This window comes from Parabacteroides sp. ASF519 (assembly GCF_000364265.2).
GTDB lineage: Bacteria > Bacteroidota > Bacteroidia > Bacteroidales > Tannerellaceae > Parabacteroides > Parabacteroides goldsteinii.
In genome coordinates this window covers 5,134,586-5,147,446 of the sequence record NZ_AQFV02000006.1, presented here as the reverse complement: position 1 = coordinate 5,147,446, position 12,861 = coordinate 5,134,586, and the positions used below count along the sequence as shown (strand labels likewise).

8 protein-coding genes are annotated in these 12,861 nt (G+C 41.3%); 6 read left to right on the top strand and 2 right to left on the bottom strand.

The annotated features are described in order from the left end of the window. Positions 1 to 6 precede the first annotated feature (6 nt). The 6 genes from C825_RS20640 (at position 7) to C825_RS20615 (ending at position 8,517) form a co-directional block, all read left to right on the top strand. Entirely contained in the window at positions 7 to 1,401 is a 1,395-nt protein-coding gene (locus C825_RS20640; protein WP_010799993.1) for a RagB/SusD family nutrient uptake outer membrane protein, read from the top strand. 858 nt (positions 1,402 to 2,259) lie between these two features. Further along, the gene (locus tag C825_RS20635; RefSeq protein ID WP_007652640.1) at positions 2,260 to 3,423 is read left to right on the top strand and encodes a site-specific integrase; all 1,164 of its coding nucleotides are present in this window, start codon (positions 2,260 to 2,262) and stop codon (positions 3,421 to 3,423) included. 224 nt (positions 3,424 to 3,647) lie between these two features. Next, positions 3,648 to 4,919, top strand: a complete 1,272-nt coding sequence (locus C825_RS20630; protein WP_010799992.1) for a replication-associated recombination protein A — start codon at positions 3,648 to 3,650, stop codon at positions 4,917 to 4,919. 188 nt (positions 4,920 to 5,107) lie between these two features. Beyond that, positions 5,108 to 6,175: a 3-phosphoserine/phosphohydroxythreonine transaminase gene (gene serC / locus C825_RS20625; protein WP_007652645.1), complete on the top strand. Its 1,068-nt coding sequence runs from the start codon at positions 5,108 to 5,110 to the stop codon at positions 6,173 to 6,175. Positions 6,176 to 6,177: 2 nt separating this feature from the next. Beyond that, positions 6,178 to 7,101 carry an NAD(P)-dependent oxidoreductase gene (locus C825_RS20620; protein WP_010799991.1) on the top strand — a complete coding sequence of 308 codons (924 nt, stop codon included), beginning with the start codon at positions 6,178 to 6,180 and terminating at the stop codon, positions 7,099 to 7,101. A 168-nt stretch (positions 7,102 to 7,269) separates the two neighbouring features. Then, positions 7,270 to 8,517, top strand: a complete 1,248-nt coding sequence (locus C825_RS20615) for a DUF1015 domain-containing protein (protein ID WP_010799990.1) — start codon at positions 7,270 to 7,272, stop codon at positions 8,515 to 8,517. 70 nt (positions 8,518 to 8,587) lie between these two features. Here C825_RS20615 and C825_RS20610 read toward each other — a convergent pair whose 3' ends face one another. Beyond that, the gene (locus C825_RS20610; RefSeq protein WP_250690609.1) at positions 8,588 to 11,005 is read right to left on the bottom strand and encodes an InlB B-repeat-containing protein; all 2,418 of its coding nucleotides are present in this window, start codon (positions 11,003 to 11,005) and stop codon (positions 8,588 to 8,590) included. Beyond that, positions 11,002 to 12,801, bottom strand: coding sequence for a hypothetical protein (locus tag C825_RS20605; protein ID WP_250690608.1), 1,800 nt, complete (start codon positions 12,799 to 12,801; stop codon positions 11,002 to 11,004). The genes C825_RS20610 and C825_RS20605 overlap by 4 nt, the downstream gene beginning before the upstream one ends. Between the last annotated feature and the right edge of the window lie 60 nt (positions 12,802 to 12,861).

The window sequence follows — 12,861 nt, the reverse complement described above, 5'->3', positions numbered from 1 at the left end:
ATGTATATGAAAAAGATATTATTAATAGGTGCTTTCATCAGTAGTATATTTACATCTTGCAGCGACTTCTTGGAGAAAAACCCATCAACATCTCTACCTGTTGAAGAGGCAATTACTTCATTAGATGATTTTGGCAATGCTGTAAATGGAATTTATTATTTGATGTCAGAAGACCGTATGACATACAGTGCCGATTTTGCGATCTATGCCGATTTGAGAGGTTCGGATTTTAAAGCATTAAGTAATAACAATCAAGCTGGTCCGTTATCTCGTTACACGATTACTCAAAAAGATGATATTCCTGATTGGGCTTATTATTATTTTTACAAAGCAATCGCTAATGTAAATAAGGCTTTAGCTGCAGCCGATGCTTTAGTCGTGGCAGAAGAAGATGAGGCTACATTCAATGATTATAAAGGTCAGTTGTATGCTTGGCGCGCATTACTTCATTTTGATCTGGCTCGTATGTTTTGCCAGATTCCGACAATATCCGATGATATTAATGCAGGTAATACGGGGCTTGTGTTGTCTCTTGAAGTGTATGAACCTGGATATGTTGCTCCACGTACAACATTGAAAGAAACATACGACCAGATTTTGAAAGATTTTGATACGGCTATTCCTTTGTTGACAAAAGAAGCAAACAACGGGCATATCAACTATTGGGCTGCGCTGGCTCTTCGTGCTCGTGCAAATCTTTATTATGGAAACAACGAAGCGGCATTGAAAGATGCAAACGAGGTTATCGCTTGTAAAGAATACTCTCTTTATACAATTGATAATTATTTGAAATCATGGGGATTGACTTACACAACCGAATCATTGTTTGAAATGACTATCACTACCAACTATAATGCACAGCGTAATGCTGTTGGTTATTATTGTTCTTCTGATGGTTATGGAGAATGTGCCTTTGAAGAATCCAGCGATTTGTATAAATATTTGATTGCGAATCCTAAAGATATTCGTTCTGGTTTGATCGATAATCAAGAAGAGGGTGCAAACCCTGGAGTATATCCAGCCAAATATCCGGGACGTGACAATAATATTTATGTAAACAATCCTAAGATCATACGTTTATCCGAGGTTTACCTGATTGCAGCAGAGGCGGCATTGAAAACCAACGGGGATGCAGTTTCGTATGTAAATACATTGCGTAAAAATCGTATTTCAGATTATGTAGAAGTAAAAAGTGTAACATTGGATGATATATTGTTCGAACGTCGTATTGAATTAATGGCAGAAAATAGTATGTCATTCGATTATTGGAGAAATAAAAAGTCTGTCGTCAATCCATATGTCGGAGAAATCAAATATAATGATTATCGTACAATATTACCGATTCCGCAAGCAGAGATAGACTTAGCTCCTTCTATTTTGATTCAGAATCCGCAATATTAATCCGATAAAGGATTCTCTTTGGATATTATGAATATGATAGAATATACAGAATCGGTTTTTTGAAGATTGAACGGTAAAAATGAATCATAAGTAAATAAAATTACTGGTAACAAATTATAAGAGGCTGTGTCGTAATTATGTTTTACGGTACAGCCTTTCTTTTTACATTCATCTCTCAATCTGTCCGGGGTAATGGTATTGACACTACTACGCTAGCAAGATGACATAGTAGTACTGGCATGATAGCGCAGCTAAGTCTGGGAAAAAGCCGTACGTATTCTTGGAAAAAAACATACGCTTATCTTCCAACGGATAGGCAAGGTATGGCGAACGGATGCCTACCAGTTTCTCATTTCCTGCTTATTCATACAAATTTATGTTTTATGCATTCTTCATCTTTTGACTCTTACTCTTTGATTATCCTCTGTATAGAGGAGTGGTTCTACCTCTTTTTCTTCAATACTTCACTCACGGCTGTCAACTTGGCTAAAACTGTTTTCTTTAATGGGGATATTGGTAAACGCTACACTTTTTATTTTTTCTTTCAATCATCAAAAAAATAGATTCTTTGTGTTTCACTTTCTGAACAGATTAAGTAAAAAAGGCTTTTTTGTATCCATTTCGGAAAGCTTCTTCTTGTTTTTTGTTTTTTATGATTAGTAAGTCTCTTTTATCTTTGCAGACTCATAGTAGAAATGAGTTATTCGGATCAATTGTTTTTTAAGGCAAGTCTAGGTGGGGATTTTGTCTCTTTGGAACTCCGGTAAATAAGTAATAACAAATTTTTAATTTGTCTTAGACATAAGAAAGAACTAATTATTGTTCCTTCGTGTTTCATTCAGAAAATAAATATATATCATGGAAAAAGTAATTTATAACTTGGTATTTAACCGCAAAAAGCAGTTAAACTCAGAAGGTAAAGCTTTGGTTCAGGTAGAAGCGTACTTGAATAAGCAGAAAAAGTATTTTTCGACAAAGGTCTATGTCAAGCCTTTTCAGTGGGATGCAAAGAGAAAAGCAGTGAAGAACCATCCTAATATGGACTCTTTAAATCAGTATCTGGCTAATTTTATTGCAGAATTAGAACAGCTGGAACTGGAAATTGTACATACCGGTAAGGAATTTTCGTTGAATGATCTGAAAGAGAAACCTGAAGCAGGTCAGACTTCTTTTTCTCTGTTTATGAAAAATGAGATTACTCAAAGTAATCTGAAACCGTCAACGTTGAAGAATCATTTTTCGACATTGCAGGTTCTTTCCTCATTTAAAACAGATGTGAGTTTTAATGATCTGAGTTTTAATTTCCTTTGCGATCTTGAGCATTATATGTTGGTAAATAAATATCACCGGAATACGATTGCCAAACATATGAAGCATTTGAAGCGTTACATCAATCTGGCAATCAATAAAGATCTGTTTGATTTGCATCGCTATCCTTTCCGTAAGTACAAGATCAAGTATATGGAAAGCAAGCGAACTCATCTTACACCGGAAGAATTGGAACAGCTGGAAAGCCTTAACCTGAGAGGCCGCCGTACGCTGCAACGAACATTGGATATGTTCTTGTTCAGTTGCTATACCGGACTTCGTTTTTCGGATATAGTCAGTATCACGAGAGAGAACTTCCTCATTATTGATGATAAGGTTTGGTTGATCTATTCATCCATCAAAACGGATGTTAATGTTCGTTTGCCCTTATTCTTATTGTTTGACGGAAAATCTCTTCCGATTTATGAACGTTATAAGAATAATCCATGGACCTTGTTCGATATGCCGGCTTCTTCAAATTCGAATGTGAACAAACAACTCCGTCGAATTTGTAAGATGGCGAATATAGACAAAAAAGTTTCTTTTCATACTGCCCGTCATACGAATGCTACATTATTATTATATAATGGCGCGAATATAACAACAGTGCAGAAACTTTTAGGGCATAAAAGTGTACGTACGACGGAGATATACAGTAATATTATGGATATGACAGTAGTACGTGATCTTTCGAGTTTGTCAAGTATTAAATGATATAGGATAATGGCATTAGGGAACGTGGGGATATTATGGGGAATTTTCTGGGTTCTCTAATATTTTATTGACAAAATGTTAGCCTGTATGGGGCGTCGCTCTGGTTTTGACTCCCTGTGGCTTTCCTTTTGTTGTAAAATTCTGTTCTCAAACATTTATTTGTAAGTGAATTTTTCAGCTGGTTATACTTTGAAAAGTAAATAAAATATCCGACTTTTGTCTGCATGATGAATCAACCTTTAGCAGAAAGATTACGTCCGAAAACACTGGATGATTATATCGGACAGAAGCACCTTGTAGGGCAAGGAGCCGTGTTAAGGAAAATGATAGATGCAGGTCGTGTCCCTTCTTTTATTCTGTGGGGACCGCCGGGTGTGGGTAAGACTACACTGGCACAGATCATTTCCAATAAACTGGAGGCACCTTTTTATACATTGAGCGCTATCAGTTCGGGAGTGAAGGATGTGCGTGATGTGATTGAAAAGGCAAAAAGTAATCGCTTTTTCAATACGGTATCTCCTATTTTGTTTATTGATGAAATACATCGTTTCAGCAAATCCCAGCAAGATTCCTTGCTGAATGCAGTGGAAACGGGTGTGGTGACGTTGATTGGAGCTACAACGGAAAACCCTTCTTTCGAAGTGATCCGTCCGCTCTTGTCCAGGTGTCAGGTATATGTACTGAAATCATTGGATAAAAATGATTTGCTTACATTATTAAATAAGGCGATCAAAGAGGACATCGTACTGAAGGATAAAGATATTGTCCTGAAAGAGACAGATGCCATGCTGCGTTATTCCGGCGGAGATGCCCGGAAGCTGCTCAACATACTGGAGCTGGTTATTTCGGCAGAAGAAACGGATAAGATCGAGATAACGGATCAAAAAGTCGTTGACCGGTTACAGGAAAATCCGGCAGCTTATGATAAAGGCGGAGAGATGCATTATGATATTATTTCAGCTTTTATCAAATCGATCAGGGGGAGCGATCCGGATGGAGCTATTTACTGGCTGGCCCGTATGGTGGCAGGAGGGGAGGACCCTGAATTTATTGCCCGCCGGTTGGTTATCTCTGCTTCGGAAGATGTAGGATTGGCTAATCCGAATGCGTTATTGCTGGCGAATGCCTGTTTTGATGCCCTGAAGAAGATCGGTTGGCCAGAAGGACGGATTATATTGGCGGAAACTACGGTTTATCTGGCTTGCAGCCCTAAAAGTAATTCGGCTTATATGGCGATAAATGATGCATTGGCATTGGTTGAACGTACGGGAAACCTCCCGGTTCCGCTTCATTTGCGGAATGCTCCGACGACTTTGATGAAGGAGTTGGACTATGGGAAAGAATATAAGTACGCACATGATTATAAAAACAACTTTGTTGAACAGGTCTATTTGCCTAAGGAAGTACAGGATCAGCACTTTTGGAAAGGGCAAAATAATCCGGCTGAGCAAAAACTGGTCGAACATATGAGGAAATTATGGGGAGACCGGTTTTGATTATTGACAATTAATAATTGAAAATTGATGATTAACTGGAATAAAGTTGTCGGATGGGTGGAAAAAGTGGCTTTTTGCTAATAATTTTCACTATTCAGTTTTCAAATTTCAATTAAATTCGTACATTAGCCGCCTGTTTTCGAAAAACACGTTACTTAAATAATATATAACATTAAAAAGAAATTGATATGAAGAAGCACAATTTTTCTGCAGGACCTTCTATTCTGAGCGAATACACGATTAAGAATGCAGCAGCAGCTGTTGAAAATTTCGCAGGTACAGGGTTATCAATTCTTGAAGTATCTCATAGAGGTAAAGAATTTGTTGCAGTAAACGACGAGGCCAGAGCTTTGATCAAAGAGTTACTGGATGTGCCGGCTGGTTACGAGGTTGTATTTCTGGGTGGTGGTGCCAGCATGCAGTTTTGTATGGTTCCTTTCAACTTGTTGAACAAAAAAGCTTCTTATCTGGATACGGGGACATGGGCCTCTAATGCGATTAAGGAAGCTAAATTATTCGGAGAAGTTGATGTTGTAGCTTCTTCAAAAGAAGCTAATTATACTTATATTCCGAAAGGTTATGCAGTCGCAGAAGATTCAGACTATTTCCATTTTACATCTAATAATACGATCTATGGTACGGAGATGCGTTATGATCCTGATCTGAATGTACGTCTGGTATCCGATATGTCTTCTGATATTTTCTCCCGTCCGATCGATATCTCTAAATATGATGTAATTTATGCCGGTGCACAGAAAAATCTGGCTCCTGCTGGTGTAACATTGGCTATTGTCCGTACAGATGCTTTGGGACATGTAGACCGTGCTATTCCTACAATGTTGAATTACAATACACATATCAAGAAGGACTCTATGTTCAACACGCCTCCTGTGTTCCCGATCTTTGCCGCTTTGCAGACATTGAAATGGTATAAGGAGTTAGGTGGTGTTGCTGTTATTGAAAAGATGAATCTTGAAAAAGCAGCTATCCTGTATGATGAAATCGACCGTAACAAATTGTTCAAAGGTACTGCTGCCGTAGAAGACCGTTCTATCATGAACGTTTGCTTTGTAATGAACGATGAATATAAGGAGTTGGAAGACGAATTCAATAAATTTGCTTCTGCTGCCGGTATGGTAGGTATCAAAGGTCACCGTTCAGTAGGCGGATTCCGTGCTTCTCTTTATAATGCAATGCCGAAGAGCAGTGTGGAAGCGTTGGTTGCTACAATGAAAGAATTTGAAAAACAGCATTGATTATGACAAAAGTATTAGTTGCTACCGATAAACCTTTCGCTGCGATAGCAGTGAAAGGTATCCGTGAAGTTGTTGAAGGTGCAGGTTACGAACTGGCTCTTCTGGAAAAATATACGGACAAAGCTCAATTGCTGGATGCTGTGAAAGATGCCAATGCGGTGATTATCCGTAGTGATATCATTGATGCTCCGGTGTTGGATGCTGCCAAGGAATTAAAGATTGTGGTTCGTGCCGGTGCCGGTTATGACAATGTGGATCTGGCTGCTGCCACTGCCCACAATGTGTGTGTAATGAATACGCCGGGACAGAATTCCAATGCGGTTGCCGAACTTGTTTTCGGTATGTTGGTATATGCTGTCAGAAACTTCTATAACGGAACTTCCGGAACAGAATTGATGGGCAAGAAGCTGGGTATCCTGGCTTATGGTAATGTGGGACGTAATGTAGCCCGTATTGCAAAAGGTTTCGGTATGGATGTATATGCTTATGATGCATTCTGTCCGGCAGAAGTGATTGAAAAGGATGGTGTAAAAGCGGTTGCTTCCACTGCCGACCTGTTCAAGACTTGCCAGATCGTATCTCTTCATATTCCGGCTACAGCCGAAACAAAAGGTTCTATCAATTTTGAATTGATGAACTCTATGCCTAAAGGCGCTATCGTAGTAAACACGGCCCGTAAGGAGGTGATCGACGAAGCCGGTCTGGCAAAGATGCTGGAAGAACGTCCTGACTTTAAATATATCACGGATATCAAGCCGGCTATCGATGCAGACCTGGCTGCCAAATATCCGGACCGCTATTTCGGTACACCGAAAAAGATGGGTGCCCAGACTGCTGAAGCGAATATCAATGCAGGTATCGCAGCTGCCAAACAGATTGTTGACTTCCTGCAGAACGGTAACGAGAAGTTTAGAGTTAATAAATAAGTTTCTTATAAGATAGGAGTATAACACACCCCCTGCCCCCTCTCGAGAGGGGAATGGTTACCACCAGATTGTATAAACAAAGAGTAACTAATTCCCCTCTCGAGAGGGGGTAGGGGGTGTGTCATTCACTACTATATGAATGTATAATAACCAAATAGATTTACTACCATGGCAAAAATAAAACCATTCAAAGGTATACGTCCCCCTAAAGATTTAATAAAAGATGTCGCATCACGTCCTTATGATGTGTTGAACTCTGAAGAAGCACGTGAAGAAGCGAAAGGCAACGAAAAGTCTTTATACCATATCATCAAGCCGGAAATAGATTTCCCGGTGGGAACAGACGAACATGATCCGGCCGTTTACGAAAAGGCTGCCGAGAACTTTCAGATGTTCCAGGATAAAGGTTGGTTGGTTCAGGATCAGAAAGAACAATATTATGTGTATGCACAAACTATGAATGGACATACACAATACGGCCTGGTCGTATGCGCTTATGTGGATGATTATCTGAAAGGCAACATCAAGAAGCACGAGTTGACACGCCGTGATAAGGAAGAGGATCGTATGAAGCATGTTCGTGTGAACAATGCCAATATCGAACCGGTATTTTTTGCTTATCCTGACAATTCCGAACTGGATGCTATCGTAAAGAAATATACGGCTAATGCACCGGAATATGACTTCGTGGCAGAATTGGACGGTTTCGGTCATACTTTCTGGATCATCGATGAAGAGAAAGATATTGCCCGCATCACCGAACTATTCGAAGAAATGCCTTCATTATATATAGCAGACGGTCACCACCGTTCGGCAGCGGCAGCTTTGGTAGGAGCGGAGAAGGCTAAACAAAACCCGAACCATCGCGGGGATGAAGAATATAACTTTTTTATGGCTGTCTGCTTCCCGGCTAATCAGTTGACGATTATCGACTATAACCGTGTTGTAAAAGACCTGAACGGACTGACGGAGGAAGAGTTCCTCTCCAAAGTGGCAACGAATTTTACCGTAGAAGAAAAAGGTACGGATATATATAAACCAACGGGACTGCATAACTTCTCCCTCTACCTGGATGGTAAGTGGTATTCATTGACAGCTAAACCTGGTACGTACAACGATAATGACCCTATCGGTGTACTAGATGTGACGATCTCTTCCAACCTGATCTTGGACGAAGTTTTGGGTATTAAAGACCTGCGTTCGGATAAACGTATAGACTTCGTCGGAGGTATCCGTGGATTGGGCGAATTGAAGCGCCGTGTAGACAGTGGAGAAATGAAAGTGGCATTAGCTCTATATCCTGTAACAATGAAGCAGTTGATGGATATAGCCGATACCGGAAATATCATGCCTCCTAAGACAACTTGGTTTGAACCTAAATTGCGGTCAGGACTGGTTATCCATAAATTGGTATAAGAACGATTTATTCATAAATAGAAAAGCCTCAGATTTTTGGTCTGAGGCTTTTTTATAGGTTTGTCTTTTATTATAAAACAACTTTCACACACTGATTCGTTACCCGTATCAGATAAATACCCTTTGGCAATGCTATCTGTTCTTCATTGCCGGAAGTCCGGAAAGCTTTCAGCAAGCGTCCGTCGCGGGTGAAGATGTGGACCTGTTCCGGCTGAGGAGCCTGTATGTGTAGATAGCCGTTGGCGGTATAAATCTTGATACCGCCGGTATCGACTGTCTCGTTGGCAACCGGATCGGGATTTTTTACCACACTGTCGATGAAGATTTCGACATCGCTACGGATATACTTCACGATATAAGTTCCGTCACTGCTCTGCGGTGTAATTGTTTCTCCCCGATCGGTCGTGACGATTGGTTCGGATTGGTTATAATCCTCATCCAATGTCAAGTAAAAACGGAAGTTCTCTGACGATTCAACCTCATAGTCACCTGGGGCCGGATCGGTCGTGGCTCCCTTTACGGACGGAAGAGTAACTGTATAATAAACAGGGGGGAGTGGAGCTGGTATTCCTTCAAACTCAGCCATGACGGTCACGTCGTAGGCCGGCATACGAAAAGAATTACCAGACAAGGCTACAGTTGTATTTGCATCCCCTGTTTTATATACTTGTAAAGAACCGCTTTTCAGGCGATAACCATCGGCAGGAGAGACGGTCAGAGCCACCTCGACACCTTCTGCAACCTCCGTTCCCGGAGAAGCCGTAATGTTTCCATTCTCCATAGAAGAAATTGTTATCTGATAAGGGATCTGCTCAAACTCTGCTGTAACCGTTACGCCATAAGCTGGCATATTGAATGAGGTTCCGGACAAGGCTACAGTTGTATTTTCATCACCGGTCTTATAAACTTTCAGTGAACCGCTTTTCAGGCGGTAACCATCGGCAGGAGAGACGGTCAGAGCCACCTCGACTCCTTCGGTTATATCTACACTCGGAGAAGCCGTAATGTTTCCATTCTCCATAGAAGAAATTGTTATCTGATGAGGGATCTGCTCAAACTCTGCTGTAACCGTTACGCCATAAGCTGGCATATTGAATGAGGTTCCGGATAAGGCCACAGTTGTATTTGCATCCCCTGTTTTATATACTTGCAAAGAACCACTTTTCAGGCGATAACCATCGGCAGGAGAGACGGTCAAAGCCACCTCGACACCTTCTGCAACCTCCGTACCCGGAGAAGCCGTAATGCTTCCATTATCAACAGGCAAAATAGTTATTTGGTGGGAAATCTTTGCGAACTCTGCCGTAACCGTTACATCATAGTCTGGTAAAATAAACTTATTATCGTTTACTGCCACTAACGTGCTTTCGTCACCGGTCTTATAGACTTTCAGCGTTCCCTCCTTCAGAAGATAGCCTTCTGAAGACTCGACTTCAATGGTTAATTCGCTATCGATCGACGTATTGTTCGTATCACGGAACGGTACTTTATCGCCGCTAAACAACTTCGTTTCCTTCCAACTGACAGATAAGGAACCGCCGGAAATAGCAGGATCAACAGTAACACTACGTAAGAAATCATTTCCGGCAACGCCCGACATCACCCGATATGTATCACCTACCCGAAAGAAACCGTAACTACTCAGAGAACTGGGATCGACTTCGAACACCTTCCCGTCGGGTAACTCAGTCGCATCCTTTATTACAAACAGTGTCGTCATGTCTTCTAGTGTCGTGATAGCCTTATCAGAGAAAGGGGCTATTTTAACCGGCTGGCTCCAACCGTCACTTAACAAAGTATTCGGTTTGTTTATATCCAGACAGATAGCGGTATTGCGTTTGGGACTTGTATTAATTTGGCTTTTCACATACGAGTTGTTAAGTTCGACAGTAGTAAAGCCTTGCAAGTTATAGGGCATTACGAACGGATTATCCGCGGTTCCGCAATCCTTGAAAATGAAAGTGGCATCTTTTAATACACCTGTTTTGGGGTTTCCTGAACAGATCTCCGACAAATTAGTGGCATCAATATCGGGCGATACCGTTATGCAGGCTTTCCCTCCTATCGTGTTTTCTGCCATAAGATTATTTACAACCAAACCTGCCATACTGATTTCTCCTCCGTTCAGTTTGATGTTTACATCTCCGCCTGCTTGCAAAGCATAATTTTGGTCAGAGTAAAGCCCATACACATTGATATTATCGCCACTATTAACGGTTATATTAATATCATTGGTGACGCTTGAGCAGTAACCATTACCATATACATACAGAACTTCATTCTGATTACCATTAATCGTTACATTAACACTTCCAACACGACCATTGTCAGGACTATATCCGTCATCCAGATCACTATCACCCCAGCCTCCGCCGAAAATATTGCCGGATGTTATAGTTCCGCCGTCAAATACGACATTCGTGCTGCCAAATACCTGCCCTTGCGAGCTTCCGCCTAAAACATCAAATGAGATTGCTCCACCTGTCACAGAAACATGGGTATCCCCCTGCACATTACACCCCAACCTCCGCCAAAGATATTATATTGAAATGTACCTCCGGATATTTCAACACGGGTACTGCCTACAGTTGTTCCCAGTTGGTTACTTCCTCCGAAAACATTTCCGGATATAGTAGGCGTTCCGGAGATTGTAAGATGACATTCTCCGTTGACATCACCCTGATATCCTCCACCATTGATATATCCCAAAGTACCACCGGATATTTCGACACGGGTACTTCCTACGGTTGTTCCCGAATTTCGGCTTCCTCCAAAAACATCTCCGGATATAGTGGGTGTTCCGGAGATTGTAAGATGAGATTCTTCGATAACATCGCCACTTTCACCTCCGCCAAAAACACTGCCTGAGACTTCTCCTCCTGAAAGTGTCACTTCTGTTTTGTTACAGGACGCCGATGCACCTCCTCCATAAATATTTTTTGTTATACTTCCGCTTGTTACTGTAAGTTTGGCTGTACCATTGACAGATCCTGTTTCACCACCAGCGAATAACCAACCACCAATATTCGAACTTACCTGTACATCCGTATTTTGGCAGGAAGCTGTAGACCGTGCACCTCCCCCGCACAAAGTAGCTAGACTTGGAGTTCCGCTCACCTTCACCGTAGCTGTCTCCAACACCAGCGATTCCCAACCGCCACCATACGTCCATTTGTTAAATGTTCCGCCGGTTATGTTCAGTTCCGTACTGCCGCAGGTGGCAGTGGTTTCGTTATCAAAACCGCCTCCACCAGTTACAAAGCAATTGAACGTTCCGCCACTTATCGTAACTGTAGCTTTTTCTTCTACGGGAGCTGAATAACCTCCGCCCATCACGTTATACCTATATTCATCATTTTTTCCGAAGGTTCCGCCTATTATCTCAAGATTCGTGTTTTTACATATTGCGGATGTATTATGACCACCACCTATTATATAATTTACATTACCGTTTTCGACTTTTATATTAGCAGTTCCTTTTACCGGAGCATTATTGCCTCCCCCGTAAACGGTAGAAATAAAAGTTGCATTATTGATTGTTATATTCGTACTGCCCTCGACTATGGCTTCGGTATTATATCCCCCTCCCAAAATAGCAGTTACAGTTCCTCCTTCAACAACGATATTCGTATTGCCTGTCACTTTTCCAGCGTAGCCACCTCCATATACCCAACTCAAGGTTGCTCCGTCTTTGATGGTTATGGAGGTAGTTTCAACATCTACTCCAAGTCCTCCGCCTCCATATACATCGCAATTATCCTTCACGATTACGCCGCTATCGAACACAACCTTTTTCCCGTTGGCAGTAATGTTCCCAGCCTCCAAATGTATATTCTTAAATGTAACATCTTCCTGCAGACTACAGCTACCTACAAAACCGTTCGTATTAAACTCCAAAGTCTTGCCATCTCCATTTATTGTACAAGATTTATCCGGCATCTTATCTCCGGAGGCTTCATAGAGTATTACTTTTGACAATAACGTTATTTCGTCTCCACTCTTCAATGCCTCCATAGCCGTCTGCCAATCGGCATATTCTGTATTGGTTCCTTCTGAAGTTATTTTCAGGATATTCCCCCCTTCGCTGCGGGTCAGAATCTTTTGTCCGGAAGATTCAAGCGGGACTTTCGTTTGCTTTTTTACCGGCAATACAGGTTTAGATACTGTCAAATCGGCTCTGCTTTCGGCAGACGAACCACCCGACGAATTGTTTTTCTGTGCCATTCCTTGCACAGTGACCATCATAAAAAAAGCAACCAAGAGACTTTGTAATCTGGGTGCCATGCCTTTTTGTAAAAATTCTTTTATACTCATATTAATGATTAGTGTTGTTATTGTTATTCG